General features: G+C 66.0%; 29 protein-coding genes. 21 read left to right on the plus strand and 8 right to left on the minus strand.

What is annotated here, in order from left to right; translation table 11 throughout:
- The first annotated feature begins 378 nt into the window (after positions 1–378).
- From ACJYUO_RS07325 to ACJYUO_RS07350, 6 genes are all read left to right on the plus strand, one after another.
- A complete protein-coding gene (locus tag ACJYUO_RS07325) occupies positions 379–966 on the plus strand; it encodes a flagellin (RefSeq protein WP_494344734.1) in 588 nt (195 codons plus the stop codon).
- 26 nt (positions 967–992) lie between these two features.
- A complete protein-coding gene (locus ACJYUO_RS07330; RefSeq protein WP_494344735.1) occupies positions 993–1508 on the plus strand; it encodes a hypothetical protein in 516 nt (171 codons plus the stop codon).
- Positions 1505–3496 carry a hypothetical protein gene (locus ACJYUO_RS07335; RefSeq protein ID WP_494344736.1) on the plus strand — a complete coding sequence of 664 codons (1992 nt, stop codon included), beginning with the start codon at positions 1505–1507 and terminating at the stop codon, positions 3494–3496. The genes ACJYUO_RS07330 and ACJYUO_RS07335 overlap by 4 nt, the downstream gene beginning before the upstream one ends.
- Entirely contained in the window at positions 3493–3894 is a 402-nt protein-coding gene (locus ACJYUO_RS07340) for a DUF7500 family protein (protein ID WP_494344737.1), read from the plus strand. The genes ACJYUO_RS07335 and ACJYUO_RS07340 overlap by 4 nt, the downstream gene beginning before the upstream one ends.
- Before the next feature lie 129 nt (positions 3895–4023).
- Positions 4024–4449 carry a DUF5807 family protein gene (locus ACJYUO_RS07345; RefSeq protein ID WP_494344738.1) on the plus strand — a complete coding sequence of 142 codons (426 nt, stop codon included), beginning with the start codon at positions 4024–4026 and terminating at the stop codon, positions 4447–4449.
- A gap of 39 nt (positions 4450–4488) precedes the next feature.
- Complete coding sequence (locus tag ACJYUO_RS07350; RefSeq protein ID WP_494344739.1) at positions 4489–5184, plus strand: hypothetical protein; 696 nt, start codon at positions 4489–4491, stop codon at positions 5182–5184.
- Positions 5185–5214: 30 nt separating this feature from the next.
- On the opposite strand, the gene ACJYUO_RS07355 is transcribed toward ACJYUO_RS07350, so the two are convergent.
- Both ACJYUO_RS07355 and ACJYUO_RS07360 read right to left on the minus strand, forming a co-directional pair.
- Positions 5215–6495 (minus strand): DHH family phosphoesterase, encoded by a 1281-nt coding sequence (locus ACJYUO_RS07355; protein ID WP_494344740.1) that lies wholly within the window; start codon positions 6493–6495, stop codon positions 5215–5217.
- A 72-nt stretch (positions 6496–6567) separates the two neighbouring features.
- Entirely contained in the window at positions 6568–7038 is a 471-nt protein-coding gene (locus tag ACJYUO_RS07360) for a universal stress protein (RefSeq protein WP_494344741.1), read from the minus strand.
- 115 nt (positions 7039–7153) lie between these two features.
- On the opposite strand from ACJYUO_RS07360, the gene ACJYUO_RS07365 reads away from it, so the two are divergent.
- Positions 7154–7612, plus strand: a complete 459-nt coding sequence (locus ACJYUO_RS07365; RefSeq protein WP_494344742.1) for a universal stress protein — start codon at positions 7154–7156, stop codon at positions 7610–7612.
- A gap of 30 nt (positions 7613–7642) precedes the next feature.
- Here the strand turns inward: ACJYUO_RS07365 and ACJYUO_RS07370 are convergent, their stop codons facing one another.
- Both ACJYUO_RS07370 and ACJYUO_RS07375 read right to left on the minus strand, forming a co-directional pair.
- On the minus strand, positions 7643–8245 hold the full coding sequence (locus ACJYUO_RS07370) for a GNAT family N-acetyltransferase (RefSeq protein ID WP_494344743.1): 603 nt from the start codon (positions 8243–8245) through the stop codon (positions 7643–7645).
- Positions 8246–8247: 2 nt separating this feature from the next.
- Positions 8248–8619 carry a universal stress protein gene (locus tag ACJYUO_RS07375; RefSeq protein ID WP_494344744.1) on the minus strand — a complete coding sequence of 124 codons (372 nt, stop codon included), beginning with the start codon at positions 8617–8619 and terminating at the stop codon, positions 8248–8250.
- Positions 8620–8763: 144 nt separating this feature from the next.
- Between ACJYUO_RS07375 and ACJYUO_RS07380 the strand changes: the two genes are divergently transcribed.
- The 6 genes from ACJYUO_RS07380 (at position 8764) to ACJYUO_RS07405 (ending at position 15498) form a co-directional block, all read left to right on the plus strand.
- Positions 8764–10194 (plus strand): ATP-binding protein, encoded by a 1431-nt coding sequence (locus tag ACJYUO_RS07380; protein ID WP_494344745.1) that lies wholly within the window; start codon positions 8764–8766, stop codon positions 10192–10194.
- A 154-nt stretch (positions 10195–10348) separates the two neighbouring features.
- Entirely contained in the window at positions 10349–11365 is a 1017-nt protein-coding gene (locus ACJYUO_RS07385; RefSeq protein ID WP_494344746.1) for an SDR family oxidoreductase, read from the plus strand.
- Positions 11366–11491: 126 nt separating this feature from the next.
- Positions 11492–11821, plus strand: a complete 330-nt coding sequence (locus tag ACJYUO_RS07390) for a hypothetical protein (protein WP_494344747.1) — start codon at positions 11492–11494, stop codon at positions 11819–11821.
- Between the two features lie 90 nt (positions 11822–11911).
- Positions 11912–12736 (plus strand): MBL fold metallo-hydrolase, encoded by an 825-nt coding sequence (locus tag ACJYUO_RS07395; protein ID WP_494344748.1) that lies wholly within the window; start codon positions 11912–11914, stop codon positions 12734–12736.
- 113 nt (positions 12737–12849) lie between these two features.
- On the plus strand, positions 12850–14346 hold the full coding sequence (locus ACJYUO_RS07400; RefSeq protein WP_494344749.1) for an ATPase domain-containing protein: 1497 nt from the start codon (positions 12850–12852) through the stop codon (positions 14344–14346).
- 42 nt (positions 14347–14388) lie between these two features.
- Positions 14389–15498 carry a sensor histidine kinase gene (locus ACJYUO_RS07405; RefSeq protein WP_494344750.1) on the plus strand — a complete coding sequence of 370 codons (1110 nt, stop codon included), beginning with the start codon at positions 14389–14391 and terminating at the stop codon, positions 15496–15498.
- 67 nt (positions 15499–15565) lie between these two features.
- On the opposite strand, the gene ACJYUO_RS07410 is transcribed toward ACJYUO_RS07405, so the two are convergent.
- Positions 15566–16588 carry a DUF5787 family protein gene (locus ACJYUO_RS07410; protein ID WP_494344751.1) on the minus strand — a complete coding sequence of 341 codons (1023 nt, stop codon included), beginning with the start codon at positions 16586–16588 and terminating at the stop codon, positions 15566–15568.
- Between the two features lie 162 nt (positions 16589–16750).
- On the opposite strand from ACJYUO_RS07410, the gene ACJYUO_RS07415 reads away from it, so the two are divergent.
- The 7 genes from ACJYUO_RS07415 (at position 16751) to ACJYUO_RS07445 (ending at position 21482) form a co-directional block, all read left to right on the plus strand.
- Positions 16751–17983 (plus strand): translation initiation factor IF-2 subunit gamma, encoded by a 1233-nt coding sequence (locus tag ACJYUO_RS07415; protein ID WP_494344752.1) that lies wholly within the window; start codon positions 16751–16753, stop codon positions 17981–17983.
- Positions 17984–17987: 4 nt separating this feature from the next.
- Positions 17988–18431, plus strand: a complete 444-nt coding sequence (locus ACJYUO_RS07420; RefSeq protein ID WP_494344753.1) for a type II toxin-antitoxin system VapC family toxin — start codon at positions 17988–17990, stop codon at positions 18429–18431.
- Positions 18432–19001, plus strand: coding sequence for a DNA-directed RNA polymerase (locus ACJYUO_RS07425; protein WP_494344754.1), 570 nt, complete (start codon positions 18432–18434; stop codon positions 18999–19001).
- A 2-nt stretch (positions 19002–19003) separates the two neighbouring features.
- On the plus strand, positions 19004–19201 hold the full coding sequence (spt4, locus tag ACJYUO_RS07430; RefSeq protein ID WP_006185929.1) for a transcription elongation factor subunit Spt4: 198 nt from the start codon (positions 19004–19006) through the stop codon (positions 19199–19201).
- 4 nt (positions 19202–19205) lie between these two features.
- Positions 19206–19793 carry a GTP-dependent dephospho-CoA kinase family protein gene (locus ACJYUO_RS07435; protein WP_494344755.1) on the plus strand — a complete coding sequence of 196 codons (588 nt, stop codon included), beginning with the start codon at positions 19206–19208 and terminating at the stop codon, positions 19791–19793.
- Positions 19794–19915: 122 nt separating this feature from the next.
- Entirely contained in the window at positions 19916–20263 is a 348-nt protein-coding gene (locus tag ACJYUO_RS07440) for a hypothetical protein (RefSeq protein WP_494344756.1), read from the plus strand.
- 133 nt (positions 20264–20396) lie between these two features.
- Positions 20397–21482 (plus strand): geranylgeranyl reductase family protein, encoded by a 1086-nt coding sequence (locus tag ACJYUO_RS07445; RefSeq protein ID WP_494344757.1) that lies wholly within the window; start codon positions 20397–20399, stop codon positions 21480–21482.
- A 6-nt stretch (positions 21483–21488) separates the two neighbouring features.
- Here the strand turns inward: ACJYUO_RS07445 and ACJYUO_RS07450 are convergent, their stop codons facing one another.
- The 3 genes from ACJYUO_RS07450 to ACJYUO_RS07460 all read right to left on the minus strand — a co-directional run bounded on the left by ACJYUO_RS07450 (position 21489) and on the right by ACJYUO_RS07460 (position 24037).
- Positions 21489–22052: a DUF8173 domain-containing protein gene (locus ACJYUO_RS07450; RefSeq protein WP_494344758.1), complete on the minus strand. Its 564-nt coding sequence runs from the start codon at positions 22050–22052 to the stop codon at positions 21489–21491.
- Positions 22053–22160: 108 nt separating this feature from the next.
- Positions 22161–23528, minus strand: a complete 1368-nt coding sequence (locus ACJYUO_RS07455; RefSeq protein WP_494344759.1) for a TIGR00341 family protein — start codon at positions 23526–23528, stop codon at positions 22161–22163.
- A 98-nt stretch (positions 23529–23626) separates the two neighbouring features.
- Positions 23627–24037 (minus strand): hypothetical protein, encoded by a 411-nt coding sequence (locus ACJYUO_RS07460; protein WP_494344760.1) that lies wholly within the window; start codon positions 24035–24037, stop codon positions 23627–23629.
- 134 nt (positions 24038–24171) lie between these two features.
- Between ACJYUO_RS07460 and ACJYUO_RS07465 the strand changes: the two genes are divergently transcribed.
- The gene (locus ACJYUO_RS07465) at positions 24172–24831 is read left to right on the plus strand and encodes a helix-turn-helix domain-containing protein (RefSeq protein WP_494344761.1); all 660 of its coding nucleotides are present in this window, start codon (positions 24172–24174) and stop codon (positions 24829–24831) included.
- Positions 24832–24846: the final 15 nt, after the last annotated feature.

The raw sequence follows: 24846 nt of genomic DNA on the forward strand, positions 1-24846 counted from the left end.
CCTCGTCGGACGATACGGTCATACTACTCCCCCGTAGTTGCGGTGTTCGTATAGATGTCCGCTCGAGTTCGCGCCGTGTTTCGAATCGTGAGTCGAGTCTCGATACGCGGTCTGAGGTGATACGGAGCTTGATACTCCAACTGAGAGATGTGTTCGCTGGGGTGCATCCCCAGATACTGTGATGCCGATCCGCTCGCCACACTCCGGACTTCGACGGGACACGACTCGTGACCCGTCGCCACGCCCACTGCGGGAGCGACGGGAGCGCCCCGTCGAGCCGGGGACCGACGCCCATGCGGGTGTCTCGAGGACTCACGGTGGCGTTGAACGCCACGACGGGACCGAACGGGCGAGGCCGGCACTCAGGGTGTACACATAATGTTCGAAAAAATTACAGACGCAGACGAGCGCGGTCAGGTCGGTATCGGTACCCTGATCGTGTTCATCGCAATGGTGCTCGTCGCAGCGATCGCAGCGGGCGTACTGATTAACACGGCCGGACTCCTCCAGAGTCAGGCCTCAAGTACTGGTGAAGACACGCAACAGGAAGTTGCAAACCAGATTAGCGTAGTCGATGCAGTCGGTACGACTGGTTCAGACGGTATCACAGAGATTCGGATGACTATTAAGAAGTCCGCTGGCTCTAATGCTATTGACCTGACATCTGCAACGGTGCAGTATACGAGTGATACTACTTCTACAACACTCGTACATAACGATGACTCCGCATCTGCTACCGAGTTTACTACAGACGCAGTTGGCGTTGGCGGTGGAGATCAGGATAACTCTCTGACTAGTAGCGAACAGCGTGTTACGCTCACGATTGATGTGGCAGGTATCGAGGGAACTTCGCTTGCAACTGGATCTGACGCAACCCTCAGTATTGTCGACCAGTCCGGTGCAACAACCGTCTACGGCGTCACCGTGCCAAACACCTTCGGTAACAAGGACTACGTCATCGTCTAATTAGGGATCACTTTCCCTCGATTTTTATGGAACTAGAACACCAGTGCGTCGCTATAACCGCGCTTTGCATACTACTCGTTACGCTCGCGGCCGGACCACTGGTTCCGGCGATCGATGCCACTGACTCCGCCGACGAATCGGTGGATCTCTATTCCTCGTTCGGCGGGAACGAGGAGAGCGTCACCGTCGATCGAGAACTGTTCGTTTCCCCGCAGCGGGTTCCCGCTGAAAACCTCTCGCTCGAACAAACCACCAACTCACACCGGCTCAAGATCCCCGACGCGCTGGTTTACGTCGAAACCGGATCGGAACCGGTCGCGGTGACCTACCGCGTTTCGGTTCCCGAACTGAAGTACAACGAGACGACGACCAGTCGCGTCGCCGCGGGAACGGAACGATCTGTTCCGCTCTCGATTGCCGACGGCTCAGTCGCGGATACCGACAACTCGAGCGTCAACGCCACAGTAACCGTTACCGCCGAATCCGACGACATGGCCTTTACCGTGACCGAAGAAACCGTCGCCCTCGAGGTGCCCGGATGAGTACCGCCCATCGCGTCCGCGAGGAACTGGACGACTTCGAAGTCGACCGAAGACTGCTGGTTCGAGCGCTGTTCGGCGATCGAACCGGACTCACCATCTACCTCGGAGCGCTCGCGCTGTTCGCGCTCTACTGGCGCGTCGACATTTTCATCGTCGATACGTTCGCCATCGGGAACGCGCTCGTCGCCGTTTCGGAGGGCCACCTGCATATCACGCAGGCCGTCTACGGGCCGGCGGATCCGTCGACGCCCGGTATGAACATCGTCAACGGCCGGCTCTACGCGCGAAACTACGGCCACGTCGTCTTCGCGCTCCCGTTCCTCTGGGGGCTCGAGGCGATCGCGCTCGTCGCCGATCCGCGGATCGCCGTTGCGGCGCTGTGGAGCTTTTTGGTGCTCGCCTTCTGCGTCCAGCTTGGTCGCCTGCTCGGACGCGGCCGTCTCGCGACGCTGGCCGGCTGTGCGCTCGCGTTCGGCCTCTTTCAGGCGAACCTCGCGATGGCGACTGAGCTGCCGCCGCGGCTGTTTCCACTGCTCGCGTTGCAGGCGAGTACGATGGTCGCCGCCGGGTTCGTTCCGGTCGTCATATACCGGTTGTTCGAACACGCACACGGTAGACGGGTCGCGACGGCGGCCGGGATCACGGGCGTCGTGCTCGTCCCGATCGGGTTCTGGGCGTCGATCCCGAAACGCCACGCGTTGACGGCGCTGCTCGCCCTTATCGCGCTGTACGGCTTCTACCGGAGCCGCGCGGCCATCGCGGACGGCGACGAGGGGGCCGCGTTCCGAGCGCTCTCCTACGCGGCCGTCGGCGGAACGGCCTGGATCCACGCCCCGGAAGCGCTCGCGCTGCTTGCCGTACTCGGCCCCGCGGATCTGCTGACGGCTCGTTCGCGGGATCCGCGGACCCTCGGACTTATCGGCGGCGTCTTCGCGCTCTCGCTGGTGCCGTTTTTCGCGACGAATACGCTCATCACGGGCAATCCGGTCAAACCGCCACGATTGCTGTCGACCTACACCGGTGGCGACGTGCTGGTCGATACCGTCGAAACGGGCACGGACAGCGCTGGAACGGCCACGGGCGGTGCCGAATCGGGCGGCGAGGCCGCTACGGGGGACGGCGGCGGGACCGCGTCCAGCGATGGCGGCTCGAGCCTCGGACCGACGAGCGTCGTCACGCGAGTCGTCGGCGGGGCGGTCGCGATGGCGTCGGCTGGGATCGACGGTGCACTGAACGCGCTGGACGTGTTCGGCGGACTCCTCAACACCGGCGTCGACTCGCTGGAGACCAATCGGCTCTCCCACGTCTTTCTCCGGAGCGGGCACATTCCCGGCGTGGACTACAGTCAGACCGGCGGCCAGACCGTCGAACTCACGATCCTCGAGTCTGCGCCCGTTCTGGGGGCGCTCGTCGCGACTCCGCTCGCGGTCGCCCGGCGCGCCGTGAGTCGCCGCGACCTCCGTCAGCGGCTTCGCGATCCGCTCACGCAGACGGATATCTTCGCGGCCTGTTACGTCTGCCTCTTCAGTCTCCTGTACCTCTCGCGGCTCCCGCTGCACTCGACGATCACGGTCCGGTATCTCGCCCCCATCGTCCCGTTCCTGCTGTACGGCGTGTTCCGGCTCGAGCCGATCTGCCGGGTCGCAGATCGGGAGTGGCGGTCGTTCGCACTGGCAACGGGCGGATTCACGGTTATCGGAATCGCGGCTGCGATCGCCGCGTTCAGCACCGACTGGCCAGTCGGGAGCGTCGTCCAGACGCACGCGGTCGTCAATCTCGTCGTTGCCGGCGTCCTCGCGTCGTGGGCCGTCGTCGCGACGCGGACCGACAGGGGCGACCGTATCGGGGCGCTTGCACTCGCACTGGCCGTCGCGGCAATGGCGGTGTTCCTGCTCCTCTCGGGGCTCGAGTACTTCGGCAGCGGTCGACAGTTCGCGCTTCCGATCGCGGAACTCATAGAGCGGTCCCTTCCGATCAGAAACCCATGACTGACACACGAGACACCGACACCGTCCTCGAGCCGGACGACCTCTCGCTCGAGGGCGATCACGTTCGCGAACTCGCCGAGAACCAGTACGTGATCAGGGCGGAGACTGACGAACTGAATACGCGTCAGTCACCTGATGGCGACGCGGCGGCCCCACCGACGGAGCCGTCGGTCGACGCTCGAGGGGACGGCGGGACGCTCGCCGATTCGCCCGAACCCCACGGGGTCGATATCACGTTAAAGACCGACGGGGCGGTCGCACACCACCACGCGACGTCACACGACGTCCGCGAGGTGTTCGTCGATCTCCTGACGTGGTACGCCGGGCAGCTCGACGACGACATGTCGCCCAGCGAGGCGCTGCAGGTCATGCTGGCCGCGTCCGATCTCGAGGTCTGAGTCAATCGGCTGCGTGGAAACGGGGAGCAAAAAGACAGGGAGGCCACGGCGTGTACGCTGTTCGTTCGGCGGTCGAGCGACCGGCTTCGAATAACTCCCTTTTTCCACCTCGAGCGCGAATCCGCCGTCATGAGCAACCCACGTGCGGAGTTTCTGGCGGGCGACCGCCTCGAGGACGTCGCGCTGTTTCTGGCCGATGCCTACGTCTCGGACGAACGACTCGAGCGGTTCGGCGACCGGGTCGACGACGGGACGCTGATCGTCGTCGACGGCGAGCGGGGACGGAACGCCTTTCAGGCGGCGACCGGCACCGGCGCGATGGAGTTCGCGAAGTCCGCGATGAGTAACGAGGGGGAGATCGACGACGACCTGACCGGCGGCCACTGCCCGGATGCGTCGGACGACGAGAGCCACGACATCCAGTTCGTCTTCGCGTTCGCCGAAGCGCAAAACGAGGAAGTCGGCGGCATCTACGCCGACGGTGACGTCATCCACGCCTACGCCCAGTGTACGTGCGGCACGGCGTTCTCGGACCGCTGGACCGTGGGCGAGTAAGCCGCAGTCTTTTGCTCCTCAGCGGTCTACTGTGGCCCGATGAGTTCGACCGAAACCCCATCCGAGACCGGCCACGGGTTCGGTCTCTCGAGTCGCGAGGCGCGCGTAATCGGCGGTGCGAGCATCCTGATGGCGATCAACGTACTGGTGATGTATGGCCTCGTGAGCACGCCGCTCTCGAAGGTCAACGACTACTTGTTTCGGTTCCCGATCATCGGCGCGATCGCCTACGGTGTGGCCATCATGGCCGGCCAGTTGGTCGCCGAACGGGGCGTCGAGGGCGGCGATACGGGCATCGCGTTCGTTGGGATGGTACTCTTGCAGTTAGCGTTCGGAATCTTCGGGGCCGGAGTCCTCCGATTCGCACCGCGAGATGCCCAGTTGACGGTCCTCGCCGTCACCGCGGTCGTGGTCGCCGTGGTGACCGCCGTCATCGCGGCCTACGTCTACGCTCGGTCGACGACGTTCGAGCACTGGGGGTCCTACGCCAACTACGCGTTTATCGGCGGTCTCGTCGCCATCGCGGTCGGGACGTTCTACACGCCGGTGTTGCTCCTCGGGTTCGTCCTCATCTTTCTGGGCTTTCTGCTCCGACTGGGCTGGGAGATCTGGAAGGTCCGCGACCAACGGTCCGCGTCGGTTGCGCTTCAGACGATCGGGGTCTACATCGCCGTCGCTGGCGTCTTCGTCCACGTCTTACAACTCGTGATGCGGTACGTCGCGTCTCGGCAGTGATCGACACCCTCGAGTCGGACAGTCAGCCGATCAGTTGTCGCTTGCGTCCGCGTCGTCGGCCTCCGCTGCTCCTTTTTCGGCTGCCTCGTCGACGACATCGCGGAACGCATCGAGGATGACCCGCTTCGTCACGGCACCGCGGGTCGTCCAGTGGTTCGCGTAGTCGAGCATGTCGTCGTAGATGTCGGGTTTACAGCCCGCGGCCTTGGGGTGGCCGCCGCCGTTTACCTTCCCGGCGACCTCGTGGCACAGTTCGAATTCGTCGGTGCCCCGGATGGAGGCCGAGCCGGCGGGCTTGACGATCACCGAGGCGTCGGCGCCCTGCTCGCGCATGGCTTCCGCGACCTCGTTTTGCGAACAGCGGCCGTAGGTAATCCCGACCGTGTAGCCGCCGATCTCGCGGAGCTCCGCCCGGCCGACGGCCTGCTCGATGAGCGCCTCCTTCTCGACGCGGCGCTCGGCGATGTACTCTGTGACCCACTCGGGGAGATCGACGCCGTACTCGCGGACGACCTCGACGTACTCGGCGGGGTCGGTCCAGTAGGCGTAGTCCGCCAGATCGTCGCTGCGCGGGTCCTCGCGCAGCCAGAGGTCGTGATCCCGCGTGACCGCCGCGAGTTCCTCGTACATCTGGTCGAACTCGTACTCGAGCGAGCGATAGACCACGTCGGCGGAACACTCCTCGTCGGAGTCGCCGATCACGAGGTCGACGCCGGTCTCGCGGACCGCCTGGGCTACGTCGTCGCCCCACTGGTGGTGGTCGTACCAGGCGATCGATTCTGCGGTCTCGAGCGCCGCGTCGAGTTCGTCCTCGACGTACTCGTACCGGTCCGGCGCGAGGTCACAGACGAAGATATCGATCTCCTCGTCGCCGTACTCGGCGACGCGAGCCAGCGCGTCTTCTACGTCGTGGGGGCTCGCGGGAATCAGCGCGACGTTGTGCGGCGTCGGCTCCGGCTCCTCGAGGGGCTCATCGGCGTCCCCGGCCGTGCTGACGACGGCTTCCTCCTCGACGTCGTCGGGCGCGTCGGCGACCGGCTCCGCCCCGTCCGCGGCGTCGTCGCTGTTCTCCTCGTCGGGATTCGGCACGTTCTGTACGTCGCCGTAGGCCTCTCGAAGCAAGGCGACACAGGCCAGACCGTCGGCGTCCGGGTCCGCGATGACCGCGACCTCGGCCCCCTCGAGTGCGGCCTCAGTCTGTTGGTCTTCGAGGTCGTCCTCGAGCGCATCTGGCAGGAAAAATCCGGTTCCCGGCAGCACCGACTTCCGGGCGAGCGACAGATCGCCGCTCTGGATGAGTTCGTCGTACATGGTACGTGCTGGGTGACCCGTGGGGAAGTAATCGCCGGTATCGCGAGACGACGCGGCCGAACGCGCTCTCGGTCAGGCGTTCGCGGCGACCTCGTCGCTATCGCCGTCACCGTCGCCCGCGGGCTCGAGTTGCCGGACCGTCAGGACGGGCACGGGCGAGGTCCGGACGATCCGCTCGGCGACGCTGCCAAGCAGCAGGCGGTTCTCGCCGTGGCGACCGCGGGTCCCCGTCGCGATCACGTCGGCGTCGATCTCGCGGGCGTACTCGCAGATTTCGACGGCCGGCCGGCCCTCGCGGGTGGCGGTCGTCACGTCTCGCTCTGCCCGTTCCTCGACGGTGGCGAGCGCGGCATCGGCCGTCGTCTCGAGGGCGGTGCGGAGTTCGGCCCGAAGCTGCTCGGGCGAGGCGTCGACCTCGCTGGCGTCGACGACCGAGAGCGCGTGGACCTCGGCGTCGAACCGGTCGGCGAGATCGAGCGCGATGTCGACGGCCCGTTTCACGCTGTCGGACCCGTCGGTGGCGACCACGACCGTATCGAACATGGGTGGGAGTTGCGCTCGGACCCGCTTAAACGTCCCCGTTCTGTGGGGTCCGGTGACGACCGATCGCGGAGGCCGTGGGGGTGGCTTTTTTGTGACGGGCCACCCACTGCCGCGTATGGACGCCAGCGAGCCGTTTACCGTCGACACAGTTCTCGCACCGGTCGACGGGAGCGACGAGTCCGCCACCGCCGTCGAGTACGCCGTCGCCGTCGCCGACCGCTACGACGCCTCCGTCCACGCGTTGTTCGTCCTCGGCCGCGGCGTCGTCCGGGGATTAGACGCCGGAACAGTCGACGAAACCGACGTCGCGGAGAACACGCAGGGCTTTTTCGACGACATCAGCGTCATCGCCGACGACGCCGGCGTACCACTCTCGACCGCGGTCGACGACGGCTTCTCGCAGACGCGGAAGACGCTCCACCCCGGAAACGTCGTCCTCGACACCGCCGACGAGATCGACGCCGACTTCATCGTCCTCCCCCGCGAACCCGTCACTCGAGCCGAGGCGGAGGTCCTCGAGAAGGCCGCCGAGTACGTCCTCTCGTATGCGAGCCAGCCGGTGCTGTCGGTCTGATCGCCTCGCCTGAAAACTACCGGGCGGGTTTCAGCGGTCGCCGTCGCCGTTCCCGTCGCCGCTGTCGCTCTCGAGCAAAATCGCCATCTCCTGTTCGAAGCTCTCGGTGCCGGTCGACTCGAAGCCGACTCGTTCGTAGAGCGCGATCGCCGGGTTGTTCCAGCGCTCGACGGTCAACCACACCCGTTCGATACCCACGTCACGTGCGCGGCCGAGGAGGTTCTCGAGCAGCGTCGTCCCGATGCCGGCCCGCTGGTAGGCCTGCAGGACGAAAATTGCCAACTCCCACTCGACGTCTCTCTTGTGCTCGATCGCCGACGGATCGTCGGTATCGGGGACGAGCATCGCGTGGGCGATCGCGTCGCCGTCGTGGCGGGCGACGACGTTGACGCTGTCCTCGCCGATCGTCTCGAGCCAGTTGCGGATGCGCTCCTCGCCGGTCGGCGGAATCCCCTGTGCGCGATCGGTCGGGTCGAACTCGGTGTACATCTCGACGACGTCCGCGAGCGCCTCGTCAGCGAACGCCTCGGGTGCCCGAATCTCGATCGATCGCCCCTCTCGATCCTCGACCGTCGTCGGCGGCGAGGGGAACGGCCCGGACGGGTCGTCCGGATACTGACGCGATCCGGACATCGTTATCGCACCAACTTGACCGTCGTCGGCGCGTTCAACAGGACGAACTCGGTGATCGGGCCGAGTTGAATCTTTCCCATCGGGCTCAGGGTGCCGCCGCCGATGACCAACTGGTCGTACTCGCCTTGCTCGGCATAATTGACGAGCGCGCTTCCGGGATCGCCCTCGAGTTTCTCGACCGCGACGTCGGTGATGTCGCCCTCCTCGAGGGCATCGACGGCTTGCTGATACATTTCGTCTTGCGAGCGTTTCGACTCGGGCTTGTCGAGGACGACGATCGTCAGCTCGTCACCGACCTCGCGCGTCCGCTCGATGGTCCGTCGGAGCGTCTTCACCGACTCGTCGCTGCCGCCCAGACCCAGCAACACGTTCATACTGGTGATTGTGAGCCGATACACGAAAACGGTTGTGCCGGTTTCCGTCGCTGAACCGCCACCGCGGGACCGCAGAATGGAACGCGATCACATACGTTGCGCGGGACGACGCTGTTAAGAACGTGTAGCGAGTACGCTCACGGAATGAGTGACGCGGCGCTCGATGTCGTGGAATTTCTGCTCACGACGAGCGTGTATTCGGACGACCGGACGTTAGACGAGAACGATCTCCCGCCGTCGTTCCGCCGGGTCTACTGGACCGGCGGCGTCGACGACGAGGACGGGAGCGGCGACGGGGACGGTGGCGGGAGCGGGCGCAAACCCGCCGGTATCAGTCGCCCGCTGTCGGTGACGACGACGACCGCCCGCGAGGCGACCGGCGTCGACCGCCCGTGGGAGGCCGTCTCCGAACTCATGTTCACCGAACGCGACGAGTTCTCGGGCACGATCACCCTCGCCCAACAGGGGATGGCCGAGGAGTGGTTCGCCGAGCGCGTCGATGACGATCACCTGCTCGAGAACCCGACGCTCGCGAAACACTTCGCGAATCACGACGACTACGATTTCGCGGTCACCCACGAAGAAGCCCGCGAGCGAAACCGACCGATTCAGGCCGACCGCGTCTGGATCGACGGCCTCCTCAACGAGTACTTCGACGAGGAGGAAGACGAGGAGATGCTCGACCTCGTCGAGGTCCGCGCGCCAGAGGAAGTCGACATGTCGTTAGACGACCTCGTGCTCACCGAGGACCAGCAGAACGAACTCAATAAGATCTCGAAGGCGATCGAACACCGGGATTACCTCGCCAACATCGGCCTGCGCGAGATCGGGAAACTGCTGTTCGTCGGGCCGCCGGGCACCGGGAAGACCTCCACGGCACAGGCGCTGGCCCAGGACATGGACCTGCCCTTCGTCGAGGTCAAACTCTCGATGATCACGAGCCAGTACCTCGGCGAGACGGCCAAAAACGTCGACAAGACCTTCGAGGTCGCCAAGCGGCTCTCGCCGTGTATCCTCTTTATCGACGAGTTCGACTTCGTCGCGAAGACGCGGCGCAGCGACGAACACGCCGCCCTGAAACGCGCCGTCAACACCCTCCTCAAGAGCATCGACAACATCTCGCTCATCGAGGACGACGTCTTGCTCATCGGCGCGACCAACCACCCCGATCAACTGGACGACGCCGCGTGGCGGCGCTTCGACGAGATCATCAACTTCCCCAAACCCGACCGCGGCATGCGGGCGGACATCCTCGGTCTCATCACCCGCACCATGGACATCGACGAGTTCGATCCGCAACTCATCGCCGAGGTCACCGAAGGCCTGACCGGCAGCGACCTCCGGATGGTGCTCCGAGAGGCGGTCCTCGAGGCGCTGACCGAGGACCGGACGACGCTGACACAAGAAGACCTCATGAACGCCGTCGAGGAGTTCGAGGAGCGGGACACGCTGAAGAACATGGACATGATGGGCGGCGACCACGACGCGCTCGTCGCGGGCGGCGACCTCGGCGACGCGGCCAGCGACGGCGGCGAGCCGAGCGACCATTCGCACGATCACGACCACGATCACTGACGTCACTTCGGAGCGGATATCGGTTCGAGACGCCCCGTTTTTCTCCGGGCGATGCTGTCGGTCTCTTTCGAACGAGTCGCGAGTGATCGACCGGCCGTTGCCATGCCAATACAGGCAGCAGGTAACACCGGCTCGAGGCGGTAGCCCGACCGCCATGAGTTCGACTCCGGAGCTGAAACCGCTCGAGGAACAGACGGTCGTGATCACCGGCGCGTCGTCGGGGATCGGCCTGACGACGGCGCGGATGGCCGCCGACCGCGGGGCGCGAGTGGTCCTCGCGGCCCGCAGCGAGGACGCGTTGCGGGAGGCCGTCGACGACATCGAGGCCGACGGCGGCGAGGCCGAGTACGTCGTCGCCGACGTGGACGACCGGGACGACGTCCGCGAGATCGCCGAGACGGCCGCAGAGACCTACGGCGGTTTCGATACGTGGGTCAACGGCGCGGGGATCTCCATCTATGGCAAACTGACGGACGTGCCGGTCGAGGACATGCGCGAGCAGTTCGAGACCAACGTCTGGGGAGTGGTGTACGGCTCGCTCGAGGCCGCAGCGCACCTCAGAGAAAAAGACGGCGGCGGCGCGATCGTCAACATCGGGAGCATCGTCTCCGATCGCGCGATCATCCTGCAGGGCAGCTATTCGGCGTCCAAACAGGCGGTCAAGGGCTTTACCGACTCGCTGCGCATGGAACTCGAGCGAGACGACGCGCCAGTCTCCGTGACGCTCGTCAAACCGAGCGCGATCGACACGCCGTTCGCCGAGCACGCGAAAAACTACATGGAGACGGAGGCGTCGCTGCCGGCTCCCGTTTACGCGCCAGAGACGGTCGCGCGGACGATCCTCGACGCCGCGGCGGACCCCCAGCGGGAGGTGACCGTCGGCGGCGGCGGGAAGAACATGGTCGCGATGGGGCGGACCCTCTCGAGTACGATGGACACGCTCATGGAGACGGTGTTCGTCGACCAACAGCGGAAGGCGGAGCCGCCGACCGACTCGGACGGGCTCGAGGACCCGACCGGCGACCTCGAGGAACGCGGCGGCTACGAGGGCCACGTCGCCGAGTCGAGTCTCTACACGCGGCTCCGCCAGCGCCGGGTCTCGCCCGCGGTCGTCGCCGGCCTCGCGGCGACCGCCCTGTACGTGGGGTATCGGGCGATCCGCGGTCGGTGACCGTTCGGACGGCTGCGACCTGCATCCGAAGACGCCCACGACGCGAGGGACGATATGCCACGACGGCGCGGGGTCCGGTCGTCCCGCGGGGAATACCCTTTATGTGACGGCTGCCAACGACCCGCTATGAGCGATACCGCGCCAGAGGGGTCCGCCGCGGACGCGTTCGCCGACCGGGCGCAGGCGGCCCACGGCGACTCGATCCGCCGGCTCGTCGTCTTCGGGGACGCCGTCCGGGGCGACGACCGCGGCGTCCACACGTCGGTGGAGGTACTGCTGGTCCTCGAGGACGCGACCGCAGACGTCGAACGCGAACTCGAGGCGCTCGGCGAGACCGTCGGACTCGAGCACGGCGTCGTCTTCTCGGTCCACGTTTTGCCGGTCGACCGGTTCGAATCGCAGATGGACCACCCGTTCATCCGGACAGCCCTCGAAGAGGGGGACTCGTATGTGTAGGCGACGGCGGGCCGACGACGCCGATAGCGGCGACGCGACGGCCGCTCGGATGTCAACACTGCCCGTGCCAATCGGAGGTGTCGTCGTCCGATGCGGGTGACTCTGCTGGGAACGGGCGACACGACCGGGACGCCGACCGTCGGCTGTGACTGTGACACCTGCGAGGCCGCCCGCGAGCGCGACGTCGAGCGCACGCGGTTCTCGGTCCACATCGAAAACGAGCGAACCGACGAGTCGCTGCTGATCGATTTCAGCCCCGACTTTCGCTACCAGTTCCTCCGCGACGAGGTGCCGCTGCCCGACGCCGCCGTCATCACCCACATCCATTTCGACCACCTCGACGGGCTGGGCAACGTCTTCCGCGTGCTCGACTCCCTCGAGGTCTACGCGGCCGACGAGACCGACCCCAAGACCGGAAAGAGCGTCGCCAAGACGGTCCGGGACGACTACCACTACCTCGATCCCCTGACCGTGGTGCCGACGACGCCCCTCGAGACGGTCCGCATCTGCGGGCTCGACGTGACGCTGGTCCCGGTCGATCACCCGCCGCTGGTCTGCTATGGCCTCGCCATCGAGGACCCGGTGACGGGTGCGAAGCTGTCGATCACGGGCGACACGAGCTACGACGTTCCCAAGGAATCCCGCACGGTCCTTGCCGACGCCGACCTTCTGTTGGCCGACGGGATCGTTCCGGCGAGCCTCGCCGACTACCACCCGCTGGGTGGCCGCCACGAGGACGCCGACGGCGTCGCCCGGACGTTCGGCACGAAACACATGACCCGCGAGGGCGCGCTCGCGCTGGCCGAGGAGTTGAACGCCGATCGAATGCGGCTGGTCCACCTCGCTCACTTCTATCCCGTCGAGGAGGCCTTCGCGGAACCGCTCGCGGTCGACGGCGAAGTCTACGATCTCTGACCGCGGGACAGCGACTGTGCCCGGACTTACAGCCCGTCGTCGCAAATTTTGACAGCTGAATCACACCGCTGCAAGCAGGTCACTCATATCGATCTGTTCCCTCCGATTTCGATATGCGAGACGGCATTACCCCGACGAGCAGCGGGGTCGACGGGTTGGACGAGCTGTTACACGGGGGCCTCGTTCCCGGGCGGATGTATCTCGTCCACGGCCAGCCGGGGACCGGAAAGACGTTGCTCGGCATGCACTTCCTCGAGAAGGGGCTCGATCGAAACGAAACGGGGCTGTTCATCCACGGCGAGGAGTCCCGAGCGGAAATTCTCACGAACGGGGCCGCAGTCGGCATCGACATTGCCGACGTCGAGTATCTCGATCTCGGGCCGGATTCAGACTTCTTTACCGAGGACTACTCCTACGATCTCGTCGAGCCGAGCGAGCTCGAACAGGACCGCTACACGCAGGCGATCCACGACGCGATCCGGACAATCGACCCGGATCGGATCGTCGTCGATCCGATCACGCAACTCCGGTACGTCGAGGCGAACGAATACCAGTTTCGCAAACGGCTCCTCTCGTTCATGCGGTTTCTCAAGGAACGCGAGACGACCGTCCTCACGACCGCCACGCCGTCGGACCACCGGATGTACAACACGGAGATCCGGTCGCTGAGCGACGGGATCATCGAACTGACTCGAGACGAGGACGGCCGGCGGATCTCGGTCGTGAAACACCGCGCGTTCGGCCAACAGTCGGGGAGCCACGGCATGGAAATCCGCGACAGCGGGATCGAAGTGTATCCGCGGCTGACGACGCCGTCCCGCAAGCGGCAGTTCGAGCGGGAGCCGCTGCGCTTTGGGATCGACGAACTCGACGCCCTCACCGGCGGCGGCTTCGATCGACAGACGGTGACGTTCATCACCGGCCCCACGGGGGTCGGCAAGACCTCGACCGCGACCCAACAACTCGCTCGAGCGGCCGAGCAGGGGCTCCGGTCGGCGGTGTATCTCTTCGAGGAGAGCGCCGAGACCTACACCTATCGGTCGGAATCGATCGGCATCCCCGTCACGGACCTGCGCGAGGATGGCATGCTCTCGCTGATCGAAATCGAACCGCGCACGCTCTCGAGCGAGGAGTTTGCCCACACGGTCGCCGATCGAGTGGACGGGCAGGGGGCCGACGGAGAGGGAGGCGATGGACAGGGCGCAGACATCGTACTGATCGACGGGATCACCGGCTACACGATGTCGATTCAGGGGGAGGAAACGGAGTTAGGCCGCAAACTCCACGCGCTCACCCGATACCTGAAAGCTCGCGGCGTCACGGTCTTGGTCACGAACGAAATTCCCGAGATCACGGGCATCACCTCGGCGACCGGTAGCGACCTCAGTTACGTCGCTGACAACATCATGTTCCTGAGTTACGTCGAAATCGACGGCAGTCTTCGCAAAGTCGTCGGGGTGCTGAAAAAGCGCTCCGGCCGGTTCGAACACAACCTCCGGGAGTTCGAAATCACGCCCGACGGCATCGCCGTCGGCGAGTCGCTGACTGGCCTACACGGAATCCTTCAGGGGGCCCCGCGAGCGGACGATCAGCTCGACCCCATTCGATAGACCGTGTCGATTCGCCGATCAACGCGATAGTATCCATCTCGTATGTCTACACGCGACCAATCCAGTACCGTCCAGTTGCTCGTCGGACAGGAGGGAAACCGAGCCGCGGTCCGCGAATTGCTCGCCGATCGCTACACGGTTGACACCCACCAGTCGGTGCGCGACGCCGATTGCTATCTCGTCGACGACGAGACGTTTCACGTCCATCGCGCCGACCTGCGCGAGCGGGTCGCAGCGAGCGACCCCGTGTTCTGTCCCGTGGTTCTCATCCGCCGCAGCGAGAACACCCACCGGCTCTCGCTTCCCGCTATCGACGAGAGCGACGTCCCCATGCTCGTCGACGACATCATCGACGCGCCGATCGATCGCACCCTCCTCTTTCGGCGGGTGAACACGCTGCTCGTCCGGCGGAACCAATCGAAGGAACTCCGCCACTACGTCTCGCGACTCGAGGAGTCAAACGACCGACTAGAGCAGTTCGCCTACGCCGTCTCCCACGACCTCCAAGAGCCCCTGCGGATGGTCTCGAGTTACCTCCGGCTCATCGAGGACCGCTACGGCGAGGAGATCGACGACGAGGGCGCGGAGTTCATCGACTTCGCCGTCGACGGTGCCGACCGAATGCGCGACATGATCGAGGGGCTCCTCGATTACTCCCGGATCGATACGCGGGGCGATCCGCTCGAGCCAACGGATCTGAACGCGGTCCTCGAGGACGTGCTCGCGGACTTGCGGATGACGATCGAGGACCACGAGGCGCGGATCGACGTCGGCGACCTCCCCGTCGTCGAGGGCGACGCCGATCAGCTGCGCCAGTGTGTCCAGAACCTGCTCTCGAACGCGATCAAGTACAGCGGCGAGTGTCGGCCGCGGGTCCGCGTCACCGCTGAGCGACAGGGGCCGATGTGGGCCGTGTCGGTCACGGACGACGGGATCGGGATCGACCCGGACGATCAAGAACGGATCTTCGCCGTGTTCCAGCGCCTGCACAGCCGCGAGGAGTACGACGGCACCGGGATCGGGCTCGCGCTCTGCCAGCGGATCGTCGAGCGCCACGGCGGCGAGATCCGGGTCGAGTCCGATCCCGGCGAGGGGACGACGTTTACGTTCACGCTGCCCGCGGTCGGCGCGGACGCGGCTACCGAATCGTAACTGCACGAGCCGCGATCTGGTGCCCGCGCTAGCTGCAACTCATCGATCAATTACGATCGAGCCCCGATCAGCCGAACTGGTCGAGTCCCGACTGCTGCCGGCGCTTGCCGTCGGGGTCGGCCTCCCACGCGGTCCGGCGACCGCGTTCGGCCTCGAGATCGACCGCGGGCTCGACCTCCGAATCGGCCTCGTGTCCCGGACACGAGGGACCACACTCCGAGCCGGCGTCGACGACCCGCTCTTTCCACTCGCAGTAGGGCAGCGTCGCGCCGCTCGCGTCTTCGGGACGGCAGGCCCCACAATCCGGAAACGCATACGTTCGCCAGCCCTTGCCGTAAGCTCGCTCGGCCAGCCGTCGGCGCGCTCGCGCCTTCGCGTCGGCGGAGACGGTCGCGATCTCGGTGCGACCGGGATGGGACTCGAGCGGTTCGATACCGCGCTCGTCGACCGATAGCGGCGTCGGTTCTCGAACCACCTCGATCTCGAGCGTCCCCGTCGGTGCCGTCTCGGCCGTCGAGCCGTCGCCATCGCGGTGCACTCGCCAGACGCCGACTTCGTCGGGGATTCGATTCAGATGTGCGCGCGTGACGTAACTCTCGGTCGCGAGCACGATCTCGTCGACCAGCGCGAGACTCGCGTCGGTTCGCAACTGGGCCTCGAGATCGCCCGGCCGCCCGAGGTCGGGTTTGTTCTCGATCCCGACGATGCGGTCGTACCAGTCGGGGTAGCGGGCGACCTGCCGGACGTACTCGCGGCTGTCGGTCGCGCCGGCGCTGTGGTCTCGCTCGAAAAAGCCGATCTCGAGGGCTCGCTCCATGGCGTTGCGGGCGCGCTCGGGGTGACAGTCGAAGGCGTCCTTCCAGTAGCGGGCCTGCCCGGTGCCGACGGCCGACTCGATCGCGGCGTCGGGGATCGTCTCACTCGTGATCGCGACGCGGTCGTCGAACTCGGGCCCGGGTTCGATACAGACCGTGTCGAGGATCCGCCCACCCGGATCGGCGACGCCGCCGCCGAGTTGACGGGCGACGATCCCGTCGCGTCGCTCCTCGAGGCGGGCGCACAACTCGAGTTCGAACGCGAACTCCGACACGGTTGCAGTCAGGGACGGACTCGAGATAAGTCGCCGGGTTCGGGGGCTCGTGGCTTCGCATGTGTGGGAACCTCTCTGTCACTTCGTCGGCGGGCGAAGGGATAGCTCGCAACCTTTATCAGTCGCACAGCGGAATCACTACCCAAGATTACTCATCGTCTTATGGTAGGAAATCGACAACCGGAGGTGAACATCGGGCTCGTCGGTCACGTAGACCACGGCAAGACGACGCTGGTGCAAGCGCTCAGCGGCTCGTGGACGGACCAGCACAGCGAGGAGATGAAACGCGGGATCTCCATTCGACTCGGCTACGCGGACGCGACGTTCCGCCACTGCGAGGGACTGGACGAACCCGAGTGTTACACCGTCGAGGAGGAGTGTGCGGACGGCTCGCCGAGCGAGCCGCTCCGGACCGTGTCGTTCGTCGACGCCCCGGGGCACGAGACCCTGATGGCGACGATGCTCTCGGGCGCGTCGCTGATGGACGGGGCCGTGTTGGTGGTCAGCGCCAACGAGCCCGTTCCACAGCCCCAGACCGAAGAGCACCTGATGGCGCTGGATATCATCGGCATCGACAACATCGTCATCGCCCAGAACAAGGTCGACCTCGTCGATCCCGAGACCGCCCGCGACAACCACGAGCAGATCAAGGAGTTCGTCGAGGGCACGGTCGCGGAAGACGCCCCCATCGTCCCCGTCTCCGCGGGTCAGGAGGTCAACCTCGACCTGCTCATTCAGGCCATCGAGGAGGAGATTCCGACGCCGGACCGAGATCCCGACGCGGATCCCCGGATGCACGTCGCCCGCAGTTTCGACATCAACAAGCCCGGGACGACCGCCAAAGACCTCGCCGGCGGCGTCCTCGGCGGCAGCCTCGTTCAGGGCGAACTCGAGGTCGGCGACGATATCGAGATCCGCCCCGGCCGCGAGGTCGAGGAAGGCGGGAAGACCGAGTACGTCCCGATCGAGACGAACATCCGCTCGCTGCAGGCCGGCGGCGAGACCGTCGACACCGTCACGCCGGGCGGACTGCTCGGCGTCGGAACCGGACTCGATCCCTCGCTCACCAAAGGCGACGCGCTGGCCGGCCGAATGGCCGGCCCGCCGGGAACGCTCCCGCCGACCTGGAACGAGTTCACGATGGAGGTCGACCTGCTCGAGCGGGTCGTCGGCGCGGAACAGGGCGAGACGGTTGACGAGATCAGCACGGGCGAACCGCTGATGATGACCGTCGGCACGGCGACGACCGTTGGCTCGGTCACCAGCGCTCGAAGCGGCGAGTGCGAGGTCGCACTCAAGCGGCCCGTCGCTGCCGATCCGGGAACGAAAATCGCGATCAATCGCCGCATCGGCGCTCGCTGGCGGCTGATCGGCCTGGGAACGCTTACGGATTGAGGCGATGAGCACGCGGACGCGGGTCGCCCTCGATACGAGCGCGCTCATGATGCCGGTCGAACTCGACGTGCGGCTGTTCGAGGAACTCGACCGGCTGCTCGGCGGTGCGCCACGCGCACCGGGATCTGCGAGCGGCGATCAGCCGCGAACGGGATCGTTCGAGCCGACGATCCCACAGGCCGTCCTCGAGGAACTCCGGCGGTTATCGGAGAAAGGCGGCACGGAGGGGACGGCCGCGACCGTCGGCCACGATTTGGCGACCGAACGCTGTCTCGTCGTCGACACGGAGGCATCGTACGCGGACGACGCCTTAGTCGAACTCGCCCGCGAGGGTGCGGTCGACTACGTCGTAACCAACGACCGTCCGTTGGGCGACCGGGTGCTCGAAGCGAGCAGACCGGTAATTGCATTACGCGGGAGAAACAAGTTAGCGATCACTCAACCATAGATGTACAAACGGGTCAGATTGAAGGATACGGTAGAAGTGCCACCGGAAGAGCTCGGCGATGTCTCGCCGGATCGAGTCAAGCGACTGCTCCAAGACAAACTCGAGGGGCGAATGGACGAGGAGGTCGGCAGCGTCGTCTCCGTGACCGAAGTCCACGATATCGGCGAGGGGACGGTGTTGCCGAACCGGCCAGGTGTCTACTACGAGGCCGAGTTCGACGCAGTGACGTTCGATCCAGAGATGCAGGAAGTCGTCGACGGAACCGTCGTCGAAGTCGTCGAATTCGGCGCTTTCGTCGGAATCGGCCCCGTCGACGGCCTGTTGCACGTCTCCCAGATCAGCGACGAGTACCTCGCCTTCGACGGCGAGAACCAGCGCCTCGCCTCGAACGAGTCCGCCCGCTCGCTCGGCGTCGACGACGCCGTCCGAACTCGTATCGTCACCAAGAGCATCGACGAGCGCAACCCGCGCGACTCGAAGATCGGGCTCACCGCGAAACAGCCCGGCCTCGGCAAACACGGCTGGCTCGAGGAAGAGCGCGAGAAACGCGAAGCGACCGCAGGTGAATAACTATGGCATCCGACCGTCTCGTCTGTCGCGAGTGTCACCGGGTCAACGAACCCGACAACGAGACCTGTGACGCCTGCAACTCCTCGTCGCTGACCGAGGACTGGGCGGGCTACGTCATCATCGCCCACCCCGAAGAGAGTCAGATCGCGACGGAGATGCAGATCACCGAACCGGGCGCGTACGCCCTGAAGGTCCGTTGACTCCGTGACTCGCGACGACGACCGCGACGCGGCGTCCGCCGCCGACGACCAGCTACTGGTTTTACCCGACGACCTCCGCCACGAACTCAAAGAGCCGATGGGTCCCATCGAAACCGATGCCGACCGGCTTCTCGAGGCCGTCGACGGCCCCCTCATCGCCGTCGGCGATGTCGTCACCTACCACCTGCTCGAGGCGGGCCACCAACCCGATGTCGCCTTGGTCGACGGCCGCACGAAACGCAGCGCGGTCGACGAGGAGATCCGCGAGGCGGTGACCGCCGGTGCGAGCATCGAAGTTCGAAACCCTCCAGCAGAGCTTTCGGCACCGGTCGTTCGGGCGCTTCGACGTGCCCTCGCGGCCGACGAACCCACGACGATTCTGGTCGACGGCGAGGAGGATCTGGTCGCGCTCCCGGCCATCGTCGCCGCGCCCGAGGGCGCGAGCGTGGTCTACGGCCAACCCGACGAGGGGATGGTCCACGTCAAAGTCGCCGACGACCACCGGACCGAGATGCGTGACCTCCTCGAGCGCTTCGAGGGCGACACCGAGCGGTTCTGGGAGTTGCTCGAGGGCTCGAGCGACGAGGAGTAAGCCGTTCTGTTCGTCCCCGGGTGGACTTTGAGATCGGTCCTCGAGGGTTTCACGCGGATCCGAGTCCCGGATACCGGAATCGAGTCACGGATTTTATCACTCGCTCTGTCGGTTGCATTGTCATGAACCGTGCCCTCCCGATCGCGGTCACCGTCGGCGTGAGTATCGGCACAGCAGTCGCGGCCCTGGGACAATCAGCGTGGGTCGTCGTCGTCAGTGTGAGCGCGCTGTATACCGGCTGGTCGTATTTCGTCGCCCGGGATCCGGCCCTGCTCTCGCTCGAGGGGCTCTCGTTCGAGGACACGGAGGACTCGATCGGGTACGCGGTCGGTCTCTTCGGCGGGAGCGTGTTCGGTGTCGGCATCTACGGCCTCAGTGTCGTCGCCTTCGTCGGCTATATCGGTGCGGTCGGCTTTCTCGTCACCGCGAGCGCTGCATACAGGCTCGAGCAGGCGGCCCCTCGGCGGTAGCGACTCGCCACTCTTGGCGAGCGCTCACTCGACGACGGTGCGTGCGAGCGCGCCGACCCCCTCGCGACCGTGAATCGCCGCCCCCGAACCCGTCTCGAGAAACTATTTACCGGCCGCCGTGAACGTGCCGGGTATGTACGATTTCGTCGTCGTCGGTGTCGGCCCGCCGGGCGCGCGATTCGCCCGCCGGGTCGCCGAGGAAGGCTACGACGTGCTCGCCCTCGAGAAGGGGACGGTCGGCGAGCCGCTTGCCTGTTCGGGTCACGTGAGTATGGACGTCTGGGAGTTCACGGGCGAGGGCGCTCGCGAGGAACTGTTCCAGAACGAAGTCTACGGCGCGCGGTTCCACGTGGGCGGTCCCGACAGCGACGCCTACCCGTTCTACAAGCGAGAGGTGGCCTCGAACGTCATCGACCGCGTGGGTCTGGATCGCCACCTCGCCGACCTCGCACGCGAGGCGGGTGCGGACGTCCGGGAGGAACACACCGTTACCGGCGTCACCGAACACCGGGACCGCGTCGAGGTCGTCGCCAGCGGCCCCGACGGCACCGTCGAGTTCGAGGCGAAGATGCTCGCCGGCTGCGACGGCCCGCGCTCGAGAGTCCGCGACGAACTCGAACTGCCACAACCCGAGGAGTTACTCCACGGGGTGCTCGCCTTCTCCGAGGAGGACGACCACGAGGATTTCGTCGACGTCCACCTCACGCCGCCGACCTTTTTCGCGTGGCGCATCCCCCGCGGCGAGGCCGGCGTCGAGTACGGGCTCGCGGCACCGCCGGGCGTGCAGGTGAACAAACACTTCGAGGAACTGATCGACGGCTACGAGATCGACGTTTCCCATCGCTGCTCTGGGGTCATTCCGATCGGGCCGCCGGACCGCGTGACGACCCGCCGGGCCTTTCTCATCGGCGACGCGGCCGCCCAGACCAAGCCGTTTACCGGCGGGGGAATCCTCTATGGCATGACCAGCGCCGACCACGCAGCCCGCGAAATCGACCCCGCTCGGCCGACCACGCTCGCGGCCTACGAGCGCGCGTGGCGCGAGGATTTAGAGCGCGAACAGGCACTGGGCCGCTGGATCCGGCGGGCCTACTCGCTGCCCGAGCCCGTCCAGCGGATCGGATTGGGTGCGCTGTCGGGCGAGATCGGCGTCCACATGGACCGGCCGTCGTCGCTCGTCTCGCTCGAGCACCTCAAGGCGTTGCTCTCGCGGACCTAAGCGCTGTCATTCCGCGAGTTCTATCACGATCGTCCCCATTCCGATCATCCCGATTACGAACCCGACGAGCGACCCCAGGACGGGAACGACTCCGACCAGCGCGGCGACGACGATCGCGGTCCCCAGCGCTGGCGGCCACGCGTCCGCTGCGAGTCGACCGACCGCAAGGTAGCCGTATTCCCCGGCGATCAGCGCTACGAGGACGTACCCCAGGAGCAGCGGGATCGCGAGGACGATCCCGATAACCGTGATCGACAGCAGGACCGATGCACCGATAACGACGATCAGGCTCACGAGTCCGTAGACGAACGCCGTACCGGGCGATTCGAGCGCGCGGTCGGTTCGGCGTCGCGTTCCAGCTGGCGAGATGACGATCAGGAGTCCGCCGATCACCAGCGTGACCGCGGCGGGGACGATCGCATCCACGTACCACGGAAACCGGGCCGCTGTCTCGGCGCTGGTCCTGACGCCGTTTGGGGTGCGCTGGGCGATCGCCGGTGCCGGACCGGCCGCGAGAAACAGGAGCGCTGTGAGGGCAGCAGAACGGAGACGCGGGGCTCGGAGGGACATATTTCGCCCCTCTCACGAGGAGGACAAATAAGTATAGGATACTAGACGTTCGTCCGATCGAGCACGCCGCCGTCGTTGCATTCGGTTGTCTGCTCGCCCAATCGACGGCTATCCGCTCGAGTCGCCCGTTCGATCGGATTGGGGCGCGACGCGTTCGACATTAGTCTCAGCGTCAGCGTTGCTCCCCCGCTCCTCGGCGACGACGTACTCGACCGCCACGATCAGCGGCTCATCGCTGTGGGGCCTGATCTCCTCGTAGAGCCGGTCTGCGAGCCCCGGCTCCGGACCCGGCTCTCGGCCGGCGACGGTGACGACGACCCGTTCGACCGACTGGATCGGATAGTCCCCGTCGAGTTCGACCGCGACCTCCTCGCTCTCGAGGCCGTCGTACTGGGGCTCTGCGAGCACCGCGTCGACCTCGTCCTCGGCCGAAGACTCGAGTTCGGTCGTCTGGAAGTCGAGCAGCGTGACGCCGGCTAGCGGCGCGGCGAGGGCAAGCAGGCCGATGCCGAAGATTGCCGCGTAGGTGTAGGTCGGCGTCCGGGTCGGCGACACCTCGAACAGTCCCTGCGGCCGGTAGCCGGCGACCCACAGCGTCGCCAGCGCGGCGAGGTTGATCGACAGGAGGTTCACGATCACGAGTGCCGCTGCGCCGATCGCCGCGCCGGACATCCCCCACGCGACCGTGATCCCGACCGCGGCCGACGGCGGAATCAGCGCCGCGGCGATCATGACGCCGACGATGGCCTCGGAAAAGCCCCGCGTGAGACTCAGTATCCCGGCGATCCCCGCACCCAGCGCGACCGCCAGCGAGAAGAGGTTGGGTGCGACCCGCTCTTCGAGTTCCGTGGCGACGACGATATCGACCCCCGCGGGCTCGAGGCCGGCCAGTCGCGCGAGCGTGGCCAGCCCGATCGAGGCGACGACGACCGTCGTCACGCCGATGACTTGGTAGGTAAAGCCGGTCCATTTGAGCCGGTCGTCGCCGGTGACGATCCCGACGTTGGCGGCGAGTGCGGGTCCGAGCAGCGGCGCGATGACCATCGCGCCGATCACGACCGCCGGCGAATCGGCCAGCAGCCCGGCGGTAGCGACGACGGCGCTGATAAGCAACATGACCGCGTAGATCGAAAGCGGCGGCGTGAGTTCGTCGGCTTTCGTTCGCAACACCTGTCTCGAGGTGCGAGACCCCACTTGTCCGCCGCGGCTGTACCGGTCCCGAAGGGTCGAGAACTCCTCGGAGACGACCGTCTCGGCGTTGATCACGACGACGCTCGCCTCGTCACCGATGCCGGCCCGTTGCAGTCGATCGAGCAGCGGTTCGACGGCCCGCGTCGGGATCGGAAACCGGACGACCGCGGCGTCCCCTCTGCCGCTGGTCTCGTCGCTGACGACGTAGTCGATGCCCTCCTCCTCGAGGATGTCGAGAACAGTGAGGCGCTTTCCCTCTGGCACCGTAATCTCCAGATAGCGCATACTGGGGCCACAATCGAGGCGCGGTTAGTACTCGGGTCGGCAGTGGACGGGTGGTAGTTCGCGGCGGTAGTCGCGGGCGACGGTGACGAGATTCGCTGTTAGGAGTCGTCGGTCCCGACGATCCCGCAGGCGATCGCCTCGGGTTCGACCAGCGTCTCCCCTTCTACGGCGTCGGGATGCAACAGGAGGATCGTATCGTCGGGCATCTCGTCTTCGACGCGGACCCGCCGGCCGAGTACGTCCTCGAGTTCGTCGACGTCGTCGATGTCGAACTCCCGCTCGCAGAGCAGTTCGGCGTTGGCCCGCGAGAGGACGAAGACGAGTGCGCCCGGCTCGAGGTGCTCGCTCTCGGCGGCCTCGAGCAAGTTCTCGAGGCTGTCCGAAGAGACTCTCTCGAGCGAGCGGATCGTCACCCGTTCGGTGTCCGATCCCGGCGCTTGCTGTGACTGCGTGCGGATGCGGGCGGCCAGTTCCTCGAAGTCGGTTTCGGCGTCGAGACGCGGGGGCATGGTCGTGTTCTGGGGTCGGCAGGCTTTAGCTTGTGGCCGGCCAGTTCCGGCGTTCCCGTCTCCGATATCACCGCTCCCGACAGTCAGTCTCACCGCAACAGCGGTTTTTACGCACCGGTAGTGTACAAAGCCCGATGTCGACGATAGCCGACCTCCGGCTTCCGGCGGCGGAGAGCGCGCTGGCGACTACCTTCGAGCGCGCGCCGACGGCCACGTTCGAACTCGAGTCGTCGGTCTCGAAGACGCGCCCGTCGCTGTGGGTGTCCGGCGTCGATCGCGAGACGGCCGACGCTGCCTTCGCGGCCGACCCCTCGGTCGCGGCCGCCGAACTGCTTGTCGAAACGGAATCGCGACTGCTGTACGATGTGACCTTCGCCGAGGGAACGGGGACGAACCGGCTCTGGGACGACCTGCTCGCCGACGGCGGCTCGCTGCTCGAGGCACGGGCGAGCGACGGCTGGTGGCAGGTGACGGTCCGCTACCGCGACCGCGACACGCTCTGTGACGCCTACGATCGGCTGGTCGACCGCGGCGTCAACGCCGACCTCCGGCGGGTGACCGACGTGACCGACGCCGACGACCGCGAGACGCGCCTGACTCCGGAACAGCAGGAAGCCCTCGAGGCGGCCCTCGAGTACGGCTACTTCGAAATCCCGCGGAGTATCTCGATGGAGGAGCTGGCCGAAGAGCTGGGGATCTCCCATCAGGCGCTCTCCGAGCGGTTCCGCCGGGCCTACGAGACGCTGGTCGACGCCGAACTCCAACCCGCGGGAGAGGGTCCCCGGTTCGAGTGACGGCCGTTGGGACCG

Source organism: Natrinema sp. CRL1 (assembly GCF_059162405.1).

Coding starts and splice junctions, on each gene's coding strand:
- ACJYUO_RS07325 (WP_494344734.1), top strand. CDS start 379: ATGTTCGAAAAAATTACAGACGCAGACGAGCGCGGTCAGGTCGGTATC.
- ACJYUO_RS07330 (WP_494344735.1), top strand. CDS start 993: ATGGAACTAGAACACCAGTGCGTCGCTATAACCGCGCTTTGCATACTA.
- ACJYUO_RS07335 (WP_494344736.1), top strand. CDS start 1,505: ATGAGTACCGCCCATCGCGTCCGCGAGGAACTGGACGACTTCGAAGTC.
- ACJYUO_RS07340 (WP_494344737.1), top strand. CDS start 3,493: ATGACTGACACACGAGACACCGACACCGTCCTCGAGCCGGACGACCTC.
- ACJYUO_RS07345 (WP_494344738.1), top strand. CDS start 4,024: ATGAGCAACCCACGTGCGGAGTTTCTGGCGGGCGACCGCCTCGAGGAC.
- ACJYUO_RS07350 (WP_494344739.1), top strand. CDS start 4,489: ATGAGTTCGACCGAAACCCCATCCGAGACCGGCCACGGGTTCGGTCTC.
- ACJYUO_RS07355 (WP_494344740.1), bottom strand. CDS start 6,495: ATGTACGACGAACTCATCCAGAGCGGCGATCTGTCGCTCGCCCGGAAG.
- ACJYUO_RS07360 (WP_494344741.1), bottom strand. CDS start 7,038: ATGTTCGATACGGTCGTGGTCGCCACCGACGGGTCCGACAGCGTGAAA.
- ACJYUO_RS07365 (WP_494344742.1), top strand. CDS start 7,154: ATGGACGCCAGCGAGCCGTTTACCGTCGACACAGTTCTCGCACCGGTC.
- ACJYUO_RS07370 (WP_494344743.1), bottom strand. CDS start 8,245: ATGTCCGGATCGCGTCAGTATCCGGACGACCCGTCCGGGCCGTTCCCC.
- ACJYUO_RS07375 (WP_494344744.1), bottom strand. CDS start 8,619: ATGAACGTGTTGCTGGGTCTGGGCGGCAGCGACGAGTCGGTGAAGACG.
- ACJYUO_RS07380 (WP_494344745.1), top strand. CDS start 8,764: ATGAGTGACGCGGCGCTCGATGTCGTGGAATTTCTGCTCACGACGAGC.
- ACJYUO_RS07385 (WP_494344746.1), top strand. CDS start 10,349: ATGAGTTCGACTCCGGAGCTGAAACCGCTCGAGGAACAGACGGTCGTG.
- ACJYUO_RS07390 (WP_494344747.1), top strand. CDS start 11,492: ATGAGCGATACCGCGCCAGAGGGGTCCGCCGCGGACGCGTTCGCCGAC.
- ACJYUO_RS07395 (WP_494344748.1), top strand. CDS start 11,912: ATGCGGGTGACTCTGCTGGGAACGGGCGACACGACCGGGACGCCGACC.
- ACJYUO_RS07400 (WP_494344749.1), top strand. CDS start 12,850: ATGCGAGACGGCATTACCCCGACGAGCAGCGGGGTCGACGGGTTGGAC.
- ACJYUO_RS07405 (WP_494344750.1), top strand. CDS start 14,389: ATGTCTACACGCGACCAATCCAGTACCGTCCAGTTGCTCGTCGGACAG.
- ACJYUO_RS07415 (WP_494344752.1), top strand. CDS start 16,751: ATGGTAGGAAATCGACAACCGGAGGTGAACATCGGGCTCGTCGGTCAC.
- ACJYUO_RS07420 (WP_494344753.1), top strand. CDS start 17,988: ATGAGCACGCGGACGCGGGTCGCCCTCGATACGAGCGCGCTCATGATG.
- ACJYUO_RS07425 (WP_494344754.1), top strand. CDS start 18,432: ATGTACAAACGGGTCAGATTGAAGGATACGGTAGAAGTGCCACCGGAA.
- spt4 (WP_006185929.1), top strand. CDS start 19,004: ATGGCATCCGACCGTCTCGTCTGTCGCGAGTGTCACCGGGTCAACGAA.
- ACJYUO_RS07440 (WP_494344756.1), top strand. CDS start 19,916: ATGAACCGTGCCCTCCCGATCGCGGTCACCGTCGGCGTGAGTATCGGC.
- ACJYUO_RS07445 (WP_494344757.1), top strand. CDS start 20,397: ATGTACGATTTCGTCGTCGTCGGTGTCGGCCCGCCGGGCGCGCGATTC.
- ACJYUO_RS07450 (WP_494344758.1), bottom strand. CDS start 22,052: ATGTCCCTCCGAGCCCCGCGTCTCCGTTCTGCTGCCCTCACAGCGCTC.
- ACJYUO_RS07455 (WP_494344759.1), bottom strand. CDS start 23,528: ATGCGCTATCTGGAGATTACGGTGCCAGAGGGAAAGCGCCTCACTGTT.
- ACJYUO_RS07460 (WP_494344760.1), bottom strand. CDS start 24,037: ATGCCCCCGCGTCTCGACGCCGAAACCGACTTCGAGGAACTGGCCGCC.
- ACJYUO_RS07465 (WP_494344761.1), top strand. CDS start 24,172: ATGTCGACGATAGCCGACCTCCGGCTTCCGGCGGCGGAGAGCGCGCTG.